Genomic DNA, 20,095 nt, shown 5'->3' with positions numbered 1-20,095 from the left:
GCGGGGCCGGCTGGATTCGAACCAGCGTCCTCACTCCCTGGCAAGGAGGCGCGACGACCACTGCGCTACAGCCCCAGCGGCAAGCCGGTGCCGGATTCGAACCGGCGTCCCCCACAATGCGGTTGTGGTGCGTCGACCACTGCGCTAACCGGCCTGCCAGCGGCAGGCTAGCACCAAAGGCGCTACAGGGGCGTCACATATGCGCCGGAGATGCCTCCGTCGACCAGGAACTGCGACGCTGTCATGAAAGAGGAGTCATCGCTGGCCAGGAATGCCACCGCGGCGGCGATCTCGTCCGGTTCGGCGAAACGGCCCATCGGCACGTGGACCAAACGGCGCTGCGCGCGCTCGGGATCCTTCGCGAACAGCTCCCGCAGCAACGGGGTGTTGACCGGTCCGGGACAGAGCGCGTTCACCCGGACGCCCTGCCGGGCGAACTGCACGCCCAGCTCGCGGCTCATCGCGAGCACGCCGCCCTTCGAGGCGGTGTAGGAGATCTGTGAGGTCGCCGCGCCCATCACGGCCACAAAGGACGCCGTGTTGATGATCGAGCCGCGGCCGCCGGCGAGCATGTGCGGGATGGCCGCCTTGCAGCACAGGTAGACCGAGGTGAGGTTGACCGTCTGCACCTTCTGCCAGGCGTCGATTCCGGTCTCCAGGATGGAGTCGTCGTCCGGCGGCGAGATGCCCGCGTTGTTGAAGGCGATGTCCAGCGAACCGTATGTGTCCACTGCGGACTGGAACAGCGCGTTGACCTGATCGGCGTCCGTCACGTCGGTGCGCACGAACAGACCGTCGACCTCGTCGGCGGCCGTTTTGCCGGTGTCCGGGTCGATGTCCGCCACGACGACCTTCGCGCCCTCACTTGCGAGCCGGCGGACGGACGCCAGCCCGATCCCGCTACCCCCTCCGGTGACGACCGCCACCCTGCCCTGCAACCGCATTGAAGCTCCTCAGTCGTTGGCGAAAAAGACGGTCTTGGTCTCGGTGAACGCGGCCACGGCGTCCGGCCCCAGCTCGCGGCCCAGCCCGGACTGCTTGAACCCGCCGAACGGGGTCCAGTACCGCACGGAGGAATGCGAGTTGACCGACAGGTTGCCGGCCTCGACGCCACGCGAGACCCGCAGGGCCCGGCCCACATCGCGGGTCCAGATCGACCCGGACAGCCCGTACTCGGTGTCGTTGGCCAGCCGCAACGCATCCGCCTCGTCGTCGAACGGCAGCACGGCGACCACCGGCCCGAACACCTCCTCGGTCACCGCGGGGTCGGTGACCGAGACCGGCGCGAGAACCGTCGGCGGGAACCAGAACCCTGGTCCGTCCGGCGCGTTGCCGCGGAACGCCACGGGGGCGTCCGACGGGACGTAAGAGGACACAGTGGACCGATGGGCGGCCGAGATCAGCGGCCCCATCTCGGTCGCCTCAAGCCCCGGGTCGCCGACGACGACCCCCTTGACCGCGGGCTCCAGCAGCTCCATGAACCGGTCGAAAGCCTTGCGCTCCACCAGGATCCGCGACCGCGCGCAGCAGTCCTGCCCGGCGTTGTCGAACACACCGTAAGGCGCGGTCGCCGCGGCTTTCTCCAGATCCGCGTCCGCGAACACGATGTTGGCGTTCTTCCCGCCCAGCTCCAGGGTCAGCCGCTTCACCTGCTGGGCGCACCCGGCCATGATCTGCTTGCCGACCGGGGTGGACCCGGTGAAGACCACCTTGCGCACCAACGGGTGGTCCACGAACCGTTGCCCGACAACCGATCCCTTGCCCGGCAGGACCTGGAACACGTCCGCCGGGATGCCCGCCTCCCGCGCGAGTTCGCCGAGGCGGATCGCCGTCAACGGTGTCAGCTCCGCCGGCTTCATGACAACCGTGTTGCCAGCGGCCAATGCGGGCGCGAAACCCCAGCCCGCGATGGGCATCGGGAAGTTCCACGGCACGATCACGCCGACCACGCCCAGCGGTTCGGCGAACGTCACCGAAACCCCGCCGGGAACCGGGATCTGGCGGCCGAACAAGCGCTCCGGCGCGGCCGAGTAGTACTCCAGCACGTCCCGGACGTTGCCCGCCTCCCAGCGCGCGTTGCCGATGGTGTGCCCCGAGTTGGTGACCTCCAGCTGGGCCAGGTTCTCCAGGTCGGCGTCGACCGCGGCGGCGAACCGCCGCAGCAGCCGGGCCCGGTCGGCGGGCGCCACCGCACGCCACTGCGGCCAGGCCGCGTGCGCTCGCGCGATCGCCGCGTCGGTGTCCTCTGTGGACGTCAGCGGGACGGTCCGGACGACCTCTTCGGTGGCCGGGTTGATGACGTCGAACGACGTGGTCACGAGCGGTTCTTTCTATGAGCGGCCTGCACGAGTCCTTCGAACAGGCGGACATCGGCCGAGTCCTCTTCCGGATGCCACTGCACCCCGATGACGAAACCCGCCTCGGGCAGCTCGGCGGCCTCGATCACGCCGTCCTGCGCCCAGCCGGTGGCCACCAGCCCGGTCGCGAGTTGATCGATCGCCTGGTGGTGGTGGCAGCGCACAGTGACATGGTCACCGATCAGCCCGGCCACCGCACTTCCGGGCGCCAGCTTCACCTCGTTGCTGCTGAACACGCCCGGCGTCGGGTTGTGCGAGTCCGAGCCCACCGCGTCCGGCAGGTGCTGGTGCAGCGTCCCGCCCAGGGCCACGTTGACCAGCTGCAGCCCCCGGCACACCGCGAGCACCGGCAGGTCGGCCTCCAGGGCGAGGTGGAACAGGCCGAACTCGGAGGTGTCCCGTTCCAGCTTCAGCGTCCCGGTCCTGGCGTGCGGGGCCTGGCCGTAGCGGCTCGGGTCGATGTCCGCGCCACCGGCCAGCACCAGTCCGTCCAAACGCGACAGATGCTCGGGCAGCCAGCGGCCTGCCGGCGGCAGCAGCACGGGCATGCCACCGGCCGCGACCACAGCGTCCACATAGGTCCGGGCGAGGACGGCTGCAGGCACGTCCCAGAGCCCGAACCTGGTCTGCTCCAGGTAACTCGTGACGCCGATCAGCGGCACGTCACAACCGTTCGAAGCCACGGAACTTCTCCCAGTCGGTCACAGCGGCCTCGTAGGCCGTCAGCTCCACAGTGGCCGCATTGAGGTAGTGGTCGACCACTTCGTCGCCGAACGCCTCGCGGGCCAGCTTGCTTTCGCTCAGCAACGCGGCCGCGTCCCGCAATGTATGCGGCACAACGGGTTTCTCCGAGCTGTAGGCGTTGCCGGTGAACGCGGGCTCCAGCGGCAGCTTGTTCTCGATGCCGTGCAGCCCGGCCGCGACCAGGGCCGCGACCGCCAGGTACGGGTTGACGTCCCCGCCCGGCACCCGGTTCTCCATCCGCAGCGACTCGCCGTGCCCGACGACCCGCAGCGCGCAGGTCCGGTTGTCCTCGCCCCACGCCACCGCGGTCGGCGCGAAGCTGCCGGGCACGAACCGCTTGTAGGAGTTGATGTTCGGCGCGAAGAAGTAGGTGAACTCGCGCAGGCAGGCCAGCTGCCCGGCGAGGAAGTGCTCCATCAGCGGCGAGAACCCGTGCTCGCCGTCGCCCGCCATCACGGCCTTCCCGGCGGTGTCCCGCACGGAGATGTGGATGTGGCAGGAGTTGCCCTCACGCTCGTTGTACTTGGCCATGAACGTCAACGACTTGCCGTGCTTGGCCGCGATCTCCTTGGCACCCGTCTTGTAGATGCTGTGGTTGTCGCACGTCTTCAGCGCGCTGTCGTAGCGGAACGCGATCTCGTGCTGACCGGGGTTGCACTCGCCCTTGGCCGACTCGACGTAGAGCCCGGCGCCGGTCATGTTGTTGCGGATGTCGCGCAGCAGCGGCTCCAGCCGGCCGGTGCCCATCAACGAGTAGTCCACGTTGTACAAATTGGACGGTGTCAGCTCGCGGTAACCGTTCTGCCAAGCCTGTTCGTACGTGTCGTCGAAGACGATGAACTCCAGCTCGGTGCCGACGAACGCTTCCAGGTCGTGTCCGGCCAGCCGGTCCAGCTGACGGCGCAGCACCTGGCGCGGCGACGGGCCCACCGGTCCGCCCTGCACCCACTCGATGTCCGCGAGCACCAGCGCGGTGCCCTCGTACCAGGGCAGGTGGCGCAGCGTGGTCAGATCGGGGCGCAGCACGAAGTCGCCATAGCCGCGGTCCCACGAGGACATCTCGTAGCCGCCGACCGTGTTCATGTCGACATCCACCGCGAGCAGGTAGTTGCACGCCTCGGTGGCGTGCGCGAGCACCTCGTTGACGAAGTACTCCGCCGAGCACCGTTTGCCCTGCAGCCGGCCCTGCATGTCGGTCATGGCCACGAGCACGGTGTCGATCCGCCCGGTCTCGACCAGTTCGCGCAGCTGCTCGACGCTCAGCATGCCGTCGGTGTGTCGCATCGGCACCCCAATCCAAAGGATCGAATCCGATCCATTGATGGTCATTGCTACCTGAGCGACAACGTACCCGTCAACTCCATCTTTAACGGAGCCTTGACATGAGGCCGCCAGCGAGGGTCAATAAACGCCCAATGGGCCGGTCTTGGCCCATAGGGACGCGCCGAGGAGGCCCCGGTGAGCGCTGAGGAAGCCACCCCCATCCGGTCCGACGACGAGAAACGCCTGCACGAGCTGGGCTACGCCCAGGAGCTGTCCCGGACCATGTCCGGCTTCTCGAACTTCGCCGTGTCGTTCACGATCATCTCCGTGCTGTCGGGCTGCCTGACCCTGTACGGGTTCGGCATGAACACCGGCGGCCCCGCGCTGATCACCTGGGGGTGGCCGGCCGTCGGCCTGATGACCCTGCTGGTCGGCCTGGCCATGGCCGAGGTGTGCTCCAGCTACCCGACCGCGGGCGGGCTGTACTACTGGGCCGCCAAACTCGCACCCCGCAACGGCGCGGCGTGGTCCTGGTTCACCGGCTGGTTCAACTTCCTCGGCCAGGTGGCGGTGACCGCGGGCATCGACTTCGGCGCGGCCTCGTTCATCAACGCCCTGCTGGACCTGCAGTTCGGCTTCTCGGTGACGCCGGGCAACACGTTCCTGCTGTTCGGCATCGTGCTGGTCATCCACGGCCTGCTGAACACGTTCGGCGTCAAGCTTGTGGCTCTGCTCAACGACATCAGCGTCTGGTGGCACATCGTCGGTGTGGTCGTGATCGTCGGCGCGCTGGCGATCTTCCCGGGCCAGCACCAGTCCGCGGGCTACGTGTTCGGCGAGTTCGTCAACAACACCGGCTGGACGTCCGGGTTCTACGTCGGCATGCTCGGCCTGCTGCTGGCGCAGTACACGTTCACCGGCTACGACGCCTCCGCGCACATGACCGAGGAGACGCACGACGCGGCCCGCAGCGGCCCGCGCGGGATCGTGATGTCCATCGTCGTGTCGCTGATCGCCGGCTGGGTGCTGCTGATCGGCATCACGTTCGCGATCCAGGACTACGCCGCGGAAGCGGGCGCGGCCGTGCCGCCGGCGCAGATCTTCATCGACGCGCTCGGCAACACCGGCGGCAAGCTGCTGCTGCTCGTCGCCATTGGCGCGCAACTGTTCTGCGGCATGTCCTCGGTGACCGCGAACTCGCGGATGATCTACGCCTTCTCCCGGGACGGCGCGCTGCCGGGTTCGGCGTTCTGGCACAAGATCAACAAACGCACCCGGACGCCGACGAACGCCATCTGGCTCGCCGCGGGCGGCGCGTTCATCCTCGGCCTGCCATCGCTGTGGAACACCACCGCATATGGCGCTGTCACGTCGATCGCCGTCATCGGCCTGTACATCGCGTACGTCCTGCCGACGTTCCTGCGGTTGCTCCAGGGCGAGAACTTCCAACGCGGCCCGTGGCACCTGGGTAAGTGGAGCAGGCCCGTCGGCATCGTCGCGGTGATCTGGGTGCTGTTCATCTCGGTGCTGTTCATGCTGCCGACCAAGTCCCCGGTCACCTCGGAGACGTTCAACTACACCCCGGTCGCCGTGCTCGTCGTGCTGGGCTTCGCCGGGATCTGGTGGCTGGTCTCGGCCCGCCGCTGGTTCACCGGCCCCAAGGTCCAGGGCACACCCGAGGAACTGGCCGAGATCGAACGCGACCTCGACTCGGTCTAGCGCTCCCTGATCCCGTCGATGGCCAGCTGGAACACCCGTTCCCGCTGGCCGTCGTCGGCGAAAGTGGCTGCCGACAGGCCGATCACCAGGCGCAGCACGTCGTCGAAGTCGGCGTCCTTGCGGGCGTCGCCGGACTGCTGGGCGCGTTCGAGCAGCGGCACGCCCGCGCCGAACATGTCCTCGCGGCAGGCCTTGAAGGCCGCCGAGGTGCGGTTGAGCGCGTCGATCAGGGCCCGCTTGGTCTTGCCGTACTCGATGAACCGCCGCAGCCACGCCACCAGCGCGTCCCACGGCGGCGTGTCCTTCAGCTCCTCCGCGTACCGGACCAGAGCGTCCACTTCGGACACGTAGACCATCTCGATGAGCTCTTCGCGGGTCGGGAAGTTCCGGTAGAGCGTGGCGATGCCCACCCCGGCGCGGCGGGCCACCTCCTCCAGCGAGGCGTCCGTGCCCAGCTCGGTGAACGCGCCGCGGGCGGCCGCCAGGATGGCGTCGAAGTTGCGCGCCGCGTCCGCCCGGTGCGGCCGCCGCTGCGCCAGCAGTTCCGTCACGGCCATGTCGGTCACCTCACCCTGTTAACCGGAGGATAGCCTCCGTTAATCTGGAGGTGCCCTCCATTCTACCCCCTGGTCGTCGCCGGGACGATCCGGTAGTCCGCCTGGAACACCAGGTTGTGCAGGTCGGATGCGGCGATGGCGCGCATCGTCGGCACCTCGGCCTCGGCCTGCTCAGCGGTGAACACGTTCAACGGCCACTCGCCGACGGTCGCCCCGGACATGTGCGGGTGGTGGAACGCGCTGCCGTAGTGCGCGCGGATGGTCACCGGGCCGACGCCGGCCTCGACCTGCTCCGGCCAGGTGAGCGTCCACACCGCGGCCACACCGTCCGGGCCGCGGGTGAACCCGGTCGCGGCGATCTCACCGGTGCCCAGCAGCAGGTCCTCGTTGAGCTCCCGCAGAACCCGGCGGGCGACCGGGTCCAGCAGCGTCACCGTGTGCTCGAAGACCTGTTCCTTCTCCGCGCGGGTGCGCGCGCCGTGGTGATCGCCGTCGCGCAGGTCCGCGAAGTGCCGGAGCAGGGCCTCGTTGTGGATCATGACCGGTCCTTGATCCGCTTCGCGAACGACTTCGGCTGGTCCGGCCACGGCGCGTCGGTGGGCCTCGGCGTGGCCGCGCCGGTCTGCACGAGCTGCGCCGCCAGGATCCCGGCCGAGGTGGAGCCGTTGACGATCTCGCCGCGCAACACCATGGCCACCGCCTCGGCCAGCGGGAACCGCTGCACCACGATGTCGGCCTCCTCGTCGCCCTCGGGTTCCTCGCGCCCGGCCGGGGACAGGCCGCGGGCCAGGAACACGCGGACGACCTCGTCGGTGAACCCGGGCGAGGCGGCGATGTCCACCAGGGTGGCCCACTCCTCGGCCTTCAGGTCCACCTCCTCGGCCAGCTCGCGCGCGGCCGAGGCGACCGGGGCCTCGCCGTCGACGTCCAGCAGGCCGGCCGGCAGCTCCCAGAGCCGGTGGCCGAGCGGGTGCCGGTACTGGTGGATCAGCACGACCCGGCCCTCCTCGTCCAGCGCCACCACCGCGACCGCGCCGAGGTGTTCGACCACCTCACGCATGGCCGTGCCGCCGCCGGGCATGGACACCTCGTCGAGCCTCAACCCGACCACCCGTCCGACATGGATGTCCTTCGTGGACACCACCTGGAAGTCGTGCCGCCCGGTCATGCCTTGACCGCCACGTGGTTGGACTCCGGCATCTCCACGGGCAGCCGGTCCGCGGTCCGGTAGGCCAGCGCGGCCTTCACGAACCCCGAGAACAGCGGGTGCGGGCGGGTCGGGCGGCTCTTCAGCTCCGGGTGCGCCTGCGTGCCGACGAAGAACGGGTGCTTGTCCGCGGGCAGCTCGACGAACTCGACCAGGTGCCCGTCCGGCGAGGTCCCGGAGAACACCAGGCCCGACTTGGCCAGCTGCTTGCGGTAGGCGTTGTTCACCTCGTAGCGGTGCCGGTGCCGCTCGGAAACGTTTGCCTCGCCGTAGGAAGCGGCCACGATCGAGCCGACGGCCAGCGCGGCCGGGTAGGCGCCCAGGCGCATCGTGCCGCCCATGTCGCGCTCACCGGCGACCACGTCCTCCTGGTCGGCCATGGTGCTGATCACCGGGTAGTCGGTGTGCTCCTCGAACTCCGCGGAGTTGGCGCCCTTCAGCCCGGCCAGGTTGCGGGCCACCTCGATCACCATGCACTGCAGGCCCAGGCACAGCCCCAGGACCGGGATCTTGCGTTCCCGCGCGAAGGTGATGGCGCCGATCTTGCCCTCGATGCCCCGCACACCGAACCCACCGGGGATCAGCACACCGTCCACACCGGACAGCGCGTGCGCCGCACCAGACGGGGTCTCGCACGAGTCCGAGGCGACCCAGACGATCTCGACCTTGGCGCGGTTGGCGAACCCGCCCGCCCGCAGCGCCTCGGTGACCGACAGGTACGCGTCCGGCAGGTCGACGTACTTGCCCACGACCGCGATCCGCACGGTCTCCTTGGGGTTGTGCACGCGGCCGAGCAGGTCGCCCCAGACCGCCCAGTCGACGTCGCGGAACGGCAAGTCCAGGCGCCGCACCACATACGCGTCCAGGCCCTCACCGTGCAGCACGCGCGGGATGTCGTAGATGGACGGCGCGTCCGGCGCGGCGACGACCGCCTCGGTGTCCACATCGCACATCAGCGCGATCTTGCGCTTGAGGCTGTCCGGGATCTCCCGGTCGGCGCGGCAGACGATGGCGTCCGGCTGGATACCGATGTTGCGCAGCGCGGCCACCGAGTGCTGGGTGGGCTTGGTCTTCAGCTCGCCCGACGGCGCCAGGTAGGGCACCAGCGAGACGTGCAGGAAGAAGCAGTTGTCCCGGCCGACGTCGTGGCGCACCTGGCGGCAGGCCTCCAGGAACGGCAGTGACTCGATGTCACCGACCGTGCCACCCACTTCGGTGATCACCACGTCCGGCACGCGGCCGGTGGCGTCCGGCAGGGCCATGGCCTGGATGCGGGACTTGATCTCGTCGGTGATGTGCGGGATGACCTGCACGGTGTCGCCCAGGTACTCGCCGCGGCGCTCCTTGGCGATCACCGTCGAGTACACCTGGCCGGTGGTCACGTTCGCGCTGCCGGACAGGTCCCGGTCCAGGAAGCGCTCGTAGTGGCCGATGTCCAGGTCGGTCTCGGCGCCGTCCTCGGTGACGAACACCTCACCGTGCTGGAACGGGTTCATCGTGCCCGGGTCGACGTTCAGGTACGGGTCGAGCTTCTGCATGGTCACCCGAAGGCCACGCGAGGTGAGCAACTGACCCAGGCTGGAAGCGGTGAGACCCTTCCCCAGGGAGGAGGCGACGCCTCCCGTCACGAAAACGTGCTTTGTCGTCCGTGCTTGAGGCAGCCGCCTACTGTTTTCCACGGGGTTTCACGGTAACACCTTCTTGCCCGGCGGTGCACAACGAGGTATGGGCGTGTCGGTTCCGGGGAGGCGTTCGTGTCGGTCAGGGTACGACCGACTGGGCGTTGCCGGCGTTGCCGTACTGCCCGGACTTGCCCTCCAGCTGGTCGCGCAGGGCCAGGATGGTGACCACCCGCCCGGCGTTGGTCTGCACGTTGTCCACAGTGGACAGAATGGAGGTGGCCGCGGTGTCCGCGCGCACGACGCCCAGCGGCCCGAACCCGTCCGCCGAGCCGGTGTCCCCGGCGAGTACCGCGCCGGCCCCGGAGCGGTCGATCTGGGTGGCGAACCGGGCGATCGTGGCCGCGCGGTCACCCGCGCCGTTGCCGGACTGGGCCGCGCCGGTGAGCACAATGGCCAGCTGGGCGGGGGCGAGCTTGTCCGGCATCCGCACGAAGCCGCCGTCCGACAGCCCGGTGAAGGCCGCTGTGGCCTCGTTCGGCTTGGCCTGCGGCTGGTTGGTGTCCTTGTTGATCAGGATCAGCGAGCCGATCAGACCCCCGGCCAGCGTGCCCGGGTCCGATGCCGTCGGCAGCTGGACACCGGCTGGGAGCAGCCGGGTGACCACGTCGCGGAGCTGGTCGGACTTCTGCGGGTCGGCGAAGGCGTCGGTGAGCTGGAGTTCGCCGGTCACGCTGCCGCCCGCGGTGCCGATCAGGGCCCTCACGGCGTCGCGGTCGGCGGGTTTGGCGTCCGGCGTGGTGACCAGGACGACCGTGCGCTGGTCGAGCTCGCCGCGCAGCGCCATCGGGCCGATCGCGCCCGCGAACCCGTCCTCACTGGCCAGGCGGGCGTTCAGGGAGTTGCGCTCGGCCTGCAGGTCGGACACCTGCTTGGCGAGATCCCCGCGTTCGTCGGACAAACCGGACAGAACCGTGCGGCTCAGCGTGCTGGACCCGAGCACGACGCCGACCGCCAGCGCCAGGAAGACCGCCGCGATCGAGATGATGTGGTAGCGCAGCGAGATCACGAGAACAGCCCCTTGATCCAGGCAGCGAAGTCGGCCCCGGTACTGACCGCCCAGTCGAAGTACGTCTGCCCAACCCCGGACACAGCCAGGCCGGCGGCGACCGCGACCAGCGCCGCGATCACCAGCAGCACGACCGCCGTGACCGACACCCGGCTGCGGTGCAGGCGCGCCGCGGCCTTCCCGTCGATGAGTTTGCTGCCGAGCTTCAACCGGGTGAGGAACGTGGACGGGTTCGAACCGGACCGCCCACTGTCGAGGAACTCCCGCAAAGTCGCCTGGAAACCCACAGTGACGACAAGGCATGCGCCATGCACATCCGCGAGCAGCAGAGCGAGATCCTCGGCATTCCCAGAAGCCGGGAACGTCACCGCCCCGATCCCCAGGTCCTGAATCCGTTCCAGGCCGGGAGCATGCCCATCCGGATGAGCCGGAATGACCACCTCAGACCCACGGGTGAGCGTGTCGGTGCTGATCCGATCCGGGTCCCCCACGATGATGTCCACTTTGTACCCAGCCTCACGAAGCGCCTCAGCACCACCATCCACACCGACAAGGACGGGCCGGTGTTCGGAGATGTACCGCTTGAGCTGCTTGAGGTCCTCGACATGGTCGGTCCCCGGCGCCACCACAACGACCTGCCGGTTGCGCAGCTGGACCTTGAGATCCGGCACACCGATCCCATCCAGGATCAGCGTGCGCTCCCGGCGAAGGAACTCGATCGTGTTGGCGGAAAACGCTTCCAGCTGGGCGGACATCCCGGCCTTGGCCTCGATCATCTGGTCCGCGATGGTCTCCGCCGACTGCTGGGTACCCCGAGCAACCTCGGTCTCTCCATTGTAGACAGTCCCGGCGTGCAACCTCAGCCGCGAACCCTCCCGGATCTCCCGCAAAGCATGGACACCCACCCCGTCGATAAGCGGAATTCCGGCGTCCACCAGCAGTTCCGGCCCCAGGTTCGGAAACCGCCCTGAGATCGAAGGAGAAGCATTGACCACCCCCGCAACCCCCGCACTGACCAACGCGGCGGCCGTCGCACGATCAAGGTCGAGCTGGTCCAGCACCACGATGTCCCCCGGCCCGATCCTGCGCAGCAGATCCCCCGTCCGCCGATCGACCCGCGCGACCCCCACCACCCCAGGAAGGCCCTGACTGCCACGACTGAGCACACCCGGAAGCTTCATACCCCCGATAGTGACAAAAGGACAGTCCACAATGTCCCCGACACACCCAACCATTCACCCACCCGAGCGACCCCACCCACACAAGAGCCACAAAAGCCAAAACAAGAAAACCCTTCAGAAACCCCGGGACCGGCCGAGGTCGTTGCTTTTGCGCCTACCGCGCCCCACACCCCGGCCTCGCGTTCTCTCCCTCCCGTATGGCCTGGGCGAAGCCGACCACATCTGTCAAGTGGGGGCCGCCAACCCAAAAAGCCGGTCCGCCAACCCAAAGCAACAACGCTGGAAGCCATACGGACCGGCACCCCGCTGGAAGCCAACGGCGGCCCCCACTTGACTGATGTGGTCCCCTTGGGCAGGCCATACGGGAGGGAGAGGACGCGCCCCAACCCAACCCACAAGGATCCGGAGGATCCTGATCCCTTGCCCCTCTTGGTGGCCTGCCCAGCGGCGAGCGCTTCTTTCACCCAGCCGAGTCAGCGCTTACGCCGAGACTTCTTCCCGTTGATCGCTTCCTTCTTCGCGGCCTCAGCCACGGCGAGGAGTTCTTCGGCGTGAGCCCGCCCAGTCTCGGTCGACTCCATACCGGCGAGCATGCGAGCCAACTCGACCACGCGGTCCTTCTCCTCCAGAACCTTCAACCCACTCTTCGTCAACCCACCAGACACGCTCTTGTCCACAACCACGTGCCGATCCGCAAAAGCAGCGACCTGCGGAAGGTGAGTCACAACGATGACCTGATGGGTCCGCGCCAGCCGGGCAAGCCGCCGCCCGATCTCCACCGCGGCCCGCCCACCCACCCCGGCGTCGACCTCATCGAAAACCATGGTCGGCACCGGATCCGCATGCGCCAGCACGACCTCAATCGCGAGCATCACCCGAGACAGCTCCCCACCGGAAGCCGCCTTGTGCACCGGAAGCGGCTGCGCCCCGTCATGCGCCCGCAACCGCAGCTCAACCTCATCAACACCATCAGGCCCGGCACTCAACAAAGCCGGCCCGACCTGCAACGCATGGGAATCATCGCCACCGGCAAGCCGAGGCCGCACAACAACGTCGATCCCCGCCTGCCCCATGGCGAGCCCAGCCAGCTCAGCGGTGACCTCCTGCGACAGTTCAGCAGCTGCCCGCTCCCGCTCCTCAGTCACCACCGCAGCGTGCTTGGCCAACTCGACCGCGAGCGCATCCCGCCGCTGCGCCAAAGCCGCCAGAGCCTCCTCAGAGGTGTCCAGCCCGGCAAGCCGTCCGGCAGCCTCCTCAGCCCACGTCAACACCCCAGCGATGTCCGCGGCGTACTTCCGGGTCAGCGTCTTCAGCTCGGCCTGACGCGCCAGCACCTGCTCCAGCCGCCCCGGATCAGCCTCCAAGGCCTCCAGGTACGAGCTCAGCTCGTTGGCCACATCACTCAGCAACACCGACGCCTCGGTCAGCCGAGGCTCCAGGTCACGCAACCGGGGATCCTCCGAGGTCCCCAGCCGGCGACGCGCCTCGTCCACCAGCCCCAGCGCACCCGACCCGTCCGAAGGATCGTCCGGGTTCCCGCTCAACGCGTAGTGCGCGCCGGAAGCGGCCTCGCGCAGCTGGTCCACATCGGCCAGCCGACGCGCCTCGTCGATCAGGTCGGTGTCCTCGCCCGGTTTGGGGTCGACGGCCTCGATCTCCTGCAGGCCCATCTTGAGCATCTCGGCCTGGGTAGCCAGTTCGCGGGCGCGCTCGGTGCGGGAGCGCAGCTCCTCGGCGACCTCGATCCACTCCGCGCGGGTCGACCGGTAGTCGGCCAGCGCCTTGGCCACCGCGTCACCGGCAAACGTGTCCAGCACGGCCCGCTGCTCGGCGGGGTGCAGCAGGCGCAGCTGGTCGTTCTGGCCGTGCACCGCGATCAGTTCCTCGGCGAGCTCGGACAGCACGCCCACAGGCACCGAACGGCCGCCCAGGTGCGCTCTGGAGCGCCCATCGGCCCCCACCGTGCGCAAGGCGATCAGGCTGCCGTCCTCGTCCGGCTCGGCGGCCGCCTCCACGGCGACCTTGGCCGCCGGTGAGTCGGGCGGCACGTTGAACCGGCCCTCCACGACAGCACGGCTCGCGCCGTTGCGGACTCGGGACGCCTCGGCGCGGCCACCGGACAGCAAATGCAGCCCGGTGACGACCATGGTCTTGCCCGCCCCCGTCTCACCTGTGACAACGGTGAATCCGGGGTGCAGGTGCAGGGTCGCCTCGTCGATGACGCCGAGGCCCTGGATGCGCATCTCGGCCAGCACAGTGCGAACCCTACCTACACCCACCGACAGTACCAATGCTCGACCCTGCGAGCAGGTCTTCGGTCATCGAGATCGCCACCCCTGAACGGGCAACCCGAACTTCTTGACAAGCCGGTCGGTGAACGGCCCGTCCCACAACCGGACCAGCCTGACCGGCTCGGATCCGGCGGACACGGCCACCCGGGACCCGGCGGGCAGGTCGAAGGTGCGTTGCCCGTCACAGGACAGCACGGCGGGGTGCCCGCCGGGGTCCACCTCCAGCGCGACGCTGGACGACGGCGACACCACGAGCGGCCGCGCGAACATCGCGTGCGCGTTGCTCGGCACCACCAGCATGGCCTGCAGGTCCGGCCAGATCACCGGTCCACCGGCGGAGAACGCGTACGCCGTCGACCCGGTGGGCGTCGCGCACAGCACGCCGTCGCAGCCGAACGCCGACACCGGCCGTCCGTCGACCTCGATCAGCACGTCCAGGATCCGTTCCCGGCTGCTCTTCTCCACGCTGGCCTCGTTCAACGCCCACGTGCGCGCGATCTCCTCGCCGTCGTGGGTCGCCACGACCTCGAGCGTCATCCGCTCGTCGACGTGGAACTTGCCGTCCAGCACCCGCCGGACCGCGACGTCCAGGTCGTCCGAGTCGGCCTCGGCGAGGAACCCGACCCGCCCCAGGTTCACCCCCAGCACCGGCACCCCCGCCGGACGCGCCAGCTCAGCGGCCCGCAGCAACGTTCCGTCGCCACCGAGCACGAACACCAGGTCCACGCCCTTGGCCGCGTTGTCGTCCGCGGAGACGATCGACAGGCCCTTGCTGAAGTCGTCGGCCTCCACGTCCAGCGCCCGGATGTGCACCCCCGCGCGGGCGAACTGCTCGGCCACGATCTCGGCGGTGCGCCGGTTGGCGTGCCTGCCGGTGTGCACCACCATCAGGATCTCCCGGATCCCGGACGAAGACTCGGTCATCTTCAAGCTCCCATCGGCGGACACCCCGGCATCAGGCCGGGGACAAGCCGATCCCTGCCGGGATCGGTCCCCTCGAGGTCCTCACAAAGGGACCCGCTAGCGTTTCCAAGATGTCGAGCGCCTAAGTGAAGCGAGCATTCAAGTATCGCTTCTACCCCACCGGAGCGCTGCAGAGCGAACTGCTCCGCACGTTCGGTTGTGTCCGTCTCGTCCACAACCTGGCGTTCCGCACCGAGGAGACACGCGCGAACCGTCCACGTTTCAAGACACGCAAGCGAGGGAGGCAGTCCGCGGAGCCGCTGCCAGACGGAGCGGAGCCGTCCACGGTCACCGTGTCGAGAGACCCGGCAGGTCGCTGGTTCGTCTCCACACTGAGCGAATCTGTCGTCGACAGCTGTGGAGCCGGAGTGAGAACGACCCGGCGCTAGCTGGGAACGCATCTGGCGCAACCTCCTCTCCGGAGCGGAAACGGCAACCCTCGGGCGTGAGCCCGAGGACTCCCCGGCTGTGCTGCCAGGGAGCACGTCAATGTGGTCCTTTCGCTACAGCGGTCTGAACCATCTCCGTGAGGAGCTCGGGCGTGAGCGGCTCGCCCCGGCGCAGCCACGCGAAGTACTCGACGTTCCCGGACGGGCCTGGCAGGGGGCTGGCGACCACGCCGTGGGGGCGCAGCCCGAGCTCGGCGGCGGCGGTCAGCACCTCGATGACGGCTTCGGCGCGAAGTCCAGGATCCCGCACGACGCCGCCGGAGCCCAGCCGTTGTTTGCCGACCTCGAACTGCGGCTTGATCATGGGCACGAGGTCACCGTCCGGGTGGGTGCAGGCCAGCAGCGCGGGCAGGACCAGACGCAACGAGATGAACGACAGGTCGGCGACCACGAGGTCGACCGGTCCGCCGGCCGCCTCCGGGGTGAGGGAGCGGACGTTGGTCTTGTCGAGCACGACCACACGAGGGTCGGTCATCAACCGCCAGACGAGCAAACCGCGTCCAACATCGGCGGCGACGACCTGTTCGGCGCCGTTGCGCAACAACACGTCGGTGAAGCCGCCGGTGGACGCGCCCGCGTCGAGGCAGCGCTTTCCCTTGACTGCCAACCCAGCGGGCTCGAACGCGGCGAGCGCGCCCAGCAGCTTGTGCGCACCGCGGGACGCCCAGCCCTCGTCGTCCGGGTCTTGCCTGACGACCAGCGGCGCGTCGATTTCCACTGCGGTGGCGGGTTTCTGGGCTACGACGCCCCTGATGGTGACGTGGCCGTCCGCGATCAGCTGGGAGGCGTGCTCCCGCGACCGGGCCATGCCGCGCCGCACCAGCTCGGCGTCGAGCCGGGACCTGCGGGGCATGGCTCAGACCTTGTCGATGCCGGACAGCGCCTCGGTCAGGGCCGAGTGCACCGCGTCGAACCGGCCGACGTGTTCGGCGGGTTCCAGCTGGTCCAGGCCGTCGAGTCCGGCCAGCGCGGCGTCGATCTCCCGCGTCATCCAGCTGTCTTCGTGTTCTGGCTGCACGTACATCACGGTACCGTTATTTTGCCGATACCGAGCGCGCGTAGGGCATCCCGTGTCGTGTCGTCCTCAGGGCGCACGACCACGTCGCCGCCGTCGATCGGCCGGTGCACGGCGCACAACGCACGCAGCAACGCCAGTTCATCGCCCCTGGAACCGCTTCCGGCGGCCCGCACGGACAACGCCAGCTCGCCGCTGCGCTCGACCTCCCAGCCACGCTGCGGGCCGATCTCCAGGTCGGCCGCCGGTACCCGCACCGAACTGATGTCCGGGGCCACATAGCGGGGCCGCAACCAGGCGGGCGCGGCCAGAAGATCAGCCGGTTCGGTGACACCCGAAAGCACCAGCAGGGCGTCCACCTCGGCGGTGACGGCGCCCGCGATGTCGGTGTCGAGCCGGTCGCCGACCACGAGCGGGCGTTCCGCGTCGGCGGAGGTGATCGCCTCGTCCATCAACGGCCGCGCGGGTTTGCCGGCCACGACCGGTTCCTGGCCGGTGGCGATCCGCAGCGCGCCGACCATGGCGCCGTTGCCGGGCAGCTCACCGCGTTCGGTGGGCAGCGTCGGGTCGATGTTGCAGGCGACCCACAGCGCGCCGGACCGGATGGCCAGCGTGGCCTCGGCCAGGTCACGCCAGTTGGTCTCCCGCGATAAACCCTGCACCACAGCGGAAACCGAGTCGCCGTACTCGTCGACCGGCTTCAGCCCAACGCCTCTGACCACGTCTGCGAGCGCTTTCGTGCCCACCACAAGGACTTCGGCGCCGGGCTTGAGGCGTTCGGCCAGGACGGTGCCGGCCGCCTGCGCGCTGGTGCTGACCTCGACGGGTTTGGCCGGGATGCCCAGGTCGGTCAGGTGCTCTGCGACGTCCTCGGAGCTGCGTGAGGCGTTGTTGGTGACGAACCGGACCGCGGTGCCGTTCTCCCTGGCCGCTTTCACGGCCTCGGGCGCGCCCTGGACGGGTTCGCCGCCGCGGTAGACGGTTCCGTCCAGGTCGATCAGCAGGGCGTCGTAGAGGTCGAGCAGGCGGCGTTTCACTGCAGCGCGGCTCCGAGTTCCACGGCCCGCTCGGCCGCGTCGGTCTCCTCCTCGTCGTCGGCCTGGGCCGCGTTGAGGAACCAGCGGATGGCCTCGTCCTTGCGGCCGGCGGCCTCGAGGTTGTCGGCGTAGGCGTAGAAGAGCCGGGCGCTCCACGGGTCCTTGCGCTTGGGGTCCAGATCCGGCCCCTGCAACGCGACGACAGCGGCGTCGACCTGCCCCATGTCCCGCCGGGCCCCGGCGGCCACGATGCGAAGCTCGACGGCGGTGGAGGGGCTCAGCTCCCTGGCCTCCTTGGCGAGCTCCAGGGCCCGCTCGGGGCGGCCCAACGCCCGCTCACAGTCGGCCATCACGGCGATGTGCGCGTTCGACCCGGTCATCCGGCGGACGGCCCGCAGGTCGGAAAGTGCCTCGGCCCACTCACCGGCGTGGTAAGCGGCGAGCCCAGCGGCCTCCCGAACGACAGCGACGCGGGAAGCCTTGCCCCGAGCGATCCGCGCATGCTCAAGAGCCAGCTCGGGATCCTCGTCGATGAGCATCCCCGCGGCGGCCAGGTGCTTGCCGACATCCTCGGCCTGCGCCTTGGGCAGGCTCTTCAGCTCCTGCCGGGCCTCCGGGTCGAGAGCGGACAACTCAGCGCCCTCAGGAAGCGCCATCCGGTCGACCGGCTTCTCGGCCTCGGGAGCGTCGTCCTGCGCGGGGGCGTCGACGGCAGCGGCCTGCGGCTCAAGCTCCTGGCCCTCAGCGGGCGACGGCTCGGCGTCGAGCCGCTGGTCCTCGGCAACCACATCGTCCTGGAAGTCCCGGCGAGGCCGATCCCGATCAAACCCCTCCCGCTCACGGCCGTAGGGCTTGCGATCGCCGGACTCACGACGCGCACCGTCGCGGTTGTAGGGCTTACGGTCGCCGCTGAAGGAACGACGGTCATCACCCGAGTCGCGACGGCCACCCTCACGCGAATAGGGCTTACGGTCGCCGGACGAGCGGCGGTCATCGCCGAAGTCACGACGGCCACCCTCGCGGGTGTACGGCTTGCGGTCACCGCTGAAGGAACGACGATCGTCACCGGACTCACGACGCCCACCGTCGCGGTTGTAGGGCTTGCGGTCGCCACTGGACGACCGACGGTCGTCGTTGAAGTCACGACGCCCACCCTCACGGGCAAACGGCTTGCGATCACCGCTGAAGGAACGACGGTCATCACCGGAATCGCGACGCCCACCATCGCGCGCGAACGGCTTGCGATCGCCGGACGAGCGGCGGTCATCGCCATAGTCACGACGGCCACCCTCGCGGGCGAACGGCTTGCGATCGCCACCGAAGGAACGGCGGTCATCGCCGGAGTCGCGACGGCCACCCTCACGAGCGAACGGCTTACGGTCGCCACCGAAGGAACGACGATCATCGCCATAGTCACGACGGCCACCCTCGCGGGTGTACGGCTTGCGATCACCGCTGAAGGAACGACGGTCATCACCGGAATCGCGACGGCCACCCTCACGGGCGAACGGCTTACGATCGCCACCGAACGAGCGGCGGTCATCGCCGAAGTCACGGCGGCCACCCTCACGGGTGTACGGCTTACGGTCGCCACCGAAGGAACGACGATCGTCACCGGAGTCACGGCGGCCTCCGTCGCGGGCGAACGGCTTGCGATCGCCACCGAACGAGCGGCGGTCGTCACCGGAATCGCGACGGCCACCCTCACGGGTGTACGGCTTACGATCGCCACCGAAGGAACGACGATCGTCACCGGAATCGCGACGGCCACCCTCGCGAGTGAAGGGCTTGCGGTCATTGCCGAACGAACGACGATCATCGCCGAAGTCTCGGCGGCCACCGTCCCTGTTGAACGGCTTGCGGTCGCTGCCCGAGGGGCGGCGGTCGCCGCCGTAGTCTCGGCGACCGCCGTCGCGGGTGTAGGGCTTGCGGTCGCCGCCGCTGGCGTTTCGGTCGTAGGGGCGACGGTCGTCGCTGGGGGAGCGGCGGGGGGTGTCGCGGTCGCGGCCGTAAGGCTTGCGATCGGCGTTGTCGCGGCTGAAGGGTTTGCGGGGGCCGTCGCGACGGTCACGCTCTTGGCCGTCGCGGGGACCGCGCTGCTGCTTGGTGCGGGGGGCGGGGCGCCAGGTGTCGCGGTTGGTGTGCTTGCCCTGGTTGTCGCGGGACCGTGGGTTGCTCTCCCGGCCGCCCGTGCGGGGCTTCCGGTCGTCCTTACGACGATCGTCGCGCCGATCGCCGCCGGCGCCGCGGCCGCGCGGCTGGTCGCCGTCGGCCTCGGGCCGTTCGTACTCTGACACCTAGACCTCGACCTCCAGGCCCCGCGTGCGGAGCCAAGCATTAGCAAAGTAAGCCGTCGACCATGGTAACAACCTGGTTGCACCTACCCGCCCGGGCGTGCACCGACGGCATGAGAAGACAGCGGAAAAGCATTCCGGGAATACCCTGCCGCGATTTCGGCAAGGCACTCCGGAACGTGCTGAAGCCCCTTTGGCTTGCGCTACTACAGCAAACCAAAGGGGCCCCAGAAAGAAGCTACGGCGGTGTCCTACTCTCCCACACCCTACCGAGTGCAGTACCATCGGCGCTGGAAAGCTTAGCTTCCGGGTTCGGAATGGGACCGGGCG

The 20,095-nt window shown here is 69.0% G+C and carries 19 protein-coding genes, 2 tRNA genes and 1 rRNA gene; 3 read left to right on the top strand and 19 right to left on the bottom strand.

Annotated features, from left to right (window positions below; genetic code table 11):
- Nucleotide 1 precedes the first annotated feature (1 nt).
- The 6 genes from AB0J95_RS46015 to AB0J95_RS45990 all read right to left on the bottom strand — a co-directional run bounded on the left by AB0J95_RS46015 (nt 2) and on the right by AB0J95_RS45990 (nt 4,385).
- Nucleotides 2-75 (bottom strand) — tRNA-Gly (locus tag AB0J95_RS46015).
- 6 nt (nt 76-81) lie between these two features.
- Nucleotides 82-154, bottom strand: a tRNA-Ala gene (locus AB0J95_RS46010).
- A 28-nt stretch (nt 155-182) separates the two neighbouring features.
- Nucleotides 183-944, bottom strand: coding sequence for a 3-oxoacyl-ACP reductase (locus AB0J95_RS46005; RefSeq protein ID WP_364772459.1), 762 nt, complete (start codon nt 942-944; stop codon nt 183-185).
- A 9-nt stretch (nt 945-953) separates the two neighbouring features.
- The gene (locus tag AB0J95_RS46000; protein ID WP_364772457.1) at nt 954-2,318 is read right to left on the bottom strand and encodes an aldehyde dehydrogenase family protein; all 1,365 of its coding nucleotides are present in this window, start codon (nt 2,316-2,318) and stop codon (nt 954-956) included.
- A complete protein-coding gene (locus AB0J95_RS45995; RefSeq protein ID WP_364772454.1) occupies nt 2,315-3,040 on the bottom strand; it encodes a gamma-glutamyl-gamma-aminobutyrate hydrolase family protein in 726 nt (241 codons plus the stop codon). Before AB0J95_RS45995 ends, AB0J95_RS46000 begins: the two co-directional genes overlap by 4 nt.
- Nucleotides 3,021-4,385, bottom strand: coding sequence for a glutamine synthetase family protein (locus AB0J95_RS45990; protein ID WP_364772452.1), 1,365 nt, complete (start codon nt 4,383-4,385; stop codon nt 3,021-3,023). Before AB0J95_RS45990 ends, AB0J95_RS45995 begins: the two co-directional genes overlap by 20 nt.
- A 261-nt stretch (nt 4,386-4,646) precedes the next feature.
- Here AB0J95_RS45990 and AB0J95_RS45985 point away from each other — a divergent pair, with 261 nt between their 5' ends.
- A complete protein-coding gene (locus tag AB0J95_RS45985; protein WP_364772773.1) occupies nt 4,647-6,083 on the top strand; it encodes an amino acid permease in 1,437 nt (478 codons plus the stop codon).
- Here AB0J95_RS45985 and AB0J95_RS45980 read toward each other — a convergent pair.
- The 8 genes from AB0J95_RS45980 to AB0J95_RS45945 form a co-directional block, all read right to left on the bottom strand.
- The gene (locus AB0J95_RS45980) at nt 6,080-6,640 is read right to left on the bottom strand and encodes a helix-turn-helix domain-containing protein (protein ID WP_364772449.1); all 561 of its coding nucleotides are present in this window, start codon (nt 6,638-6,640) and stop codon (nt 6,080-6,082) included. The two genes, AB0J95_RS45985 and AB0J95_RS45980, sit on opposite strands and share 4 nt — an antisense overlap.
- Nucleotides 6,641-6,702: 62 nt before the next feature.
- Nucleotides 6,703-7,179, bottom strand: a complete 477-nt coding sequence (locus AB0J95_RS45975; RefSeq protein WP_364772446.1) for a hypothetical protein — start codon at nt 7,177-7,179, stop codon at nt 6,703-6,705.
- Nucleotides 7,176-7,808 (bottom strand): NUDIX hydrolase, encoded by a 633-nt coding sequence (locus AB0J95_RS45970; RefSeq protein WP_364772444.1) that lies wholly within the window; start codon nt 7,806-7,808, stop codon nt 7,176-7,178. Before AB0J95_RS45970 ends, AB0J95_RS45975 begins: the two co-directional genes overlap by 4 nt.
- Nucleotides 7,805-9,508 (bottom strand): CTP synthase, encoded by a 1,704-nt coding sequence (locus tag AB0J95_RS45965; protein WP_364772771.1) that lies wholly within the window; start codon nt 9,506-9,508, stop codon nt 7,805-7,807. The genes AB0J95_RS45970 and AB0J95_RS45965 overlap by 4 nt, the downstream gene beginning before the upstream one ends.
- Nucleotides 9,509-9,608: 100 nt before the next feature.
- Entirely contained in the window at nt 9,609-10,535 is a 927-nt protein-coding gene (locus AB0J95_RS45960) for a copper transporter (RefSeq protein WP_364772442.1), read from the bottom strand.
- On the bottom strand, nt 10,532-11,716 hold the full coding sequence (steA, locus tag AB0J95_RS45955; RefSeq protein ID WP_364772439.1) for a putative cytokinetic ring protein SteA: 1,185 nt from the start codon (nt 11,714-11,716) through the stop codon (nt 10,532-10,534). The genes AB0J95_RS45960 and steA overlap by 4 nt, the downstream gene beginning before the upstream one ends.
- 473 nt (nt 11,717-12,189) lie before the next feature.
- A complete protein-coding gene (recN, locus tag AB0J95_RS45950; RefSeq protein ID WP_364772769.1) occupies nt 12,190-13,959 on the bottom strand; it encodes a DNA repair protein RecN in 1,770 nt (589 codons plus the stop codon).
- 75 nt (nt 13,960-14,034) lie between these two features.
- On the bottom strand, nt 14,035-14,931 hold the full coding sequence (locus AB0J95_RS45945) for an NAD kinase (RefSeq protein ID WP_364772436.1): 897 nt from the start codon (nt 14,929-14,931) through the stop codon (nt 14,035-14,037).
- Nucleotides 14,932-15,056: 125 nt separating this feature from the next.
- On the opposite strand from AB0J95_RS45945, the gene AB0J95_RS45940 reads away from it, so the two are divergent.
- A complete protein-coding gene (locus AB0J95_RS45940; RefSeq protein WP_364772434.1) occupies nt 15,057-15,359 on the top strand; it encodes a helix-turn-helix domain-containing protein in 303 nt (100 codons plus the stop codon).
- Between the two features lie 97 nt (nt 15,360-15,456).
- Here AB0J95_RS45940 and AB0J95_RS45935 read toward each other — a convergent pair whose 3' ends face one another.
- The 4 genes from AB0J95_RS45935 to AB0J95_RS45920 are packed head-to-tail and all read right to left on the bottom strand — an operon-like array spanning nt 15,457 to nt 18,103.
- On the bottom strand, nt 15,457-16,272 hold the full coding sequence (locus AB0J95_RS45935) for a TlyA family RNA methyltransferase (protein WP_364772431.1): 816 nt from the start codon (nt 16,270-16,272) through the stop codon (nt 15,457-15,459).
- Between the two features lie 3 nt (nt 16,273-16,275).
- The gene (locus AB0J95_RS45930; RefSeq protein WP_364772429.1) at nt 16,276-16,443 is read right to left on the bottom strand and encodes a hypothetical protein; all 168 of its coding nucleotides are present in this window, start codon (nt 16,441-16,443) and stop codon (nt 16,276-16,278) included.
- Complete coding sequence (locus AB0J95_RS45925; protein ID WP_364772426.1) at nt 16,443-17,471, bottom strand: HAD-IIA family hydrolase; 1,029 nt, start codon at nt 17,469-17,471, stop codon at nt 16,443-16,445. The genes AB0J95_RS45930 and AB0J95_RS45925 overlap by 1 nt, the downstream gene beginning before the upstream one ends.
- Nucleotides 17,468-18,103, bottom strand: a complete 636-nt coding sequence (locus AB0J95_RS45920) for a hypothetical protein (RefSeq protein ID WP_364772424.1) — start codon at nt 18,101-18,103, stop codon at nt 17,468-17,470. The genes AB0J95_RS45925 and AB0J95_RS45920 overlap by 4 nt, the downstream gene beginning before the upstream one ends.
- On the opposite strand from AB0J95_RS45920, the gene AB0J95_RS45915 reads away from it, so the two are divergent.
- Complete coding sequence (locus AB0J95_RS45915; protein WP_364772421.1) at nt 18,026-19,765, top strand: hypothetical protein; 1,740 nt, start codon at nt 18,026-18,028, stop codon at nt 19,763-19,765. The genes AB0J95_RS45920 and AB0J95_RS45915 overlap by 78 nt on opposite strands.
- Nucleotides 19,766-20,003: 238 nt before the next feature.
- On the opposite strand, the gene rrf is transcribed toward AB0J95_RS45915, so the two are convergent.
- Nucleotides 20,004-20,095, bottom strand: a 5S ribosomal RNA gene (gene rrf, locus AB0J95_RS45910); the annotation flags it as partial.

Origin of the sequence: Actinocrispum sp. NPDC049592 (assembly GCF_040675465.1) — a bacterium.
Classification (GTDB): Bacteria; Actinomycetota; Actinomycetes; order Mycobacteriales; family Pseudonocardiaceae; genus Kibdelosporangium.
The sequence above is the reverse complement of the archived record's forward strand: the minus strand, read 5'-3'. Positions and strand labels throughout refer to the sequence as shown.

Coding starts and splice junctions, on each gene's coding strand:
- AB0J95_RS45930 (WP_364772429.1), bottom strand. CDS start 16,443: ATGTACGTGCAGCCAGAACACGAAGACAGCTGGATGACGCGGGAGATC.
- recN (WP_364772769.1), bottom strand. CDS start 13,959: ATGCGCATCCAGGGCCTCGGCGTCATCGACGAGGCGACCCTGCACCTG.
- AB0J95_RS45985 (WP_364772773.1), top strand. CDS start 4,647: ATGTCCGGCTTCTCGAACTTCGCCGTGTCGTTCACGATCATCTCCGTG.
- AB0J95_RS45980 (WP_364772449.1), bottom strand. CDS start 6,640: ATGGCCGTGACGGAACTGCTGGCGCAGCGGCGGCCGCACCGGGCGGAC.
- steA (WP_364772439.1), bottom strand. CDS start 11,716: ATGAAGCTTCCGGGTGTGCTCAGTCGTGGCAGTCAGGGCCTTCCTGGG.
- AB0J95_RS45975 (WP_364772446.1), bottom strand. CDS start 7,179: ATGATCCACAACGAGGCCCTGCTCCGGCACTTCGCGGACCTGCGCGAC.
- AB0J95_RS45990 (WP_364772452.1), bottom strand. CDS start 4,385: ATGCGACACACCGACGGCATGCTGAGCGTCGAGCAGCTGCGCGAACTG.
- AB0J95_RS45945 (WP_364772436.1), bottom strand. CDS start 14,931: ATGACCGAGTCTTCGTCCGGGATCCGGGAGATCCTGATGGTGGTGCAC.
- AB0J95_RS46005 (WP_364772459.1), bottom strand. CDS start 944: ATGCGGTTGCAGGGCAGGGTGGCGGTCGTCACCGGAGGGGGTAGCGGG.
- AB0J95_RS45970 (WP_364772444.1), bottom strand. CDS start 7,808: ATGACCGGGCGGCACGACTTCCAGGTGGTGTCCACGAAGGACATCCAT.
- AB0J95_RS45935 (WP_364772431.1), bottom strand. CDS start 16,272: ATGCCCCGCAGGTCCCGGCTCGACGCCGAGCTGGTGCGGCGCGGCATG.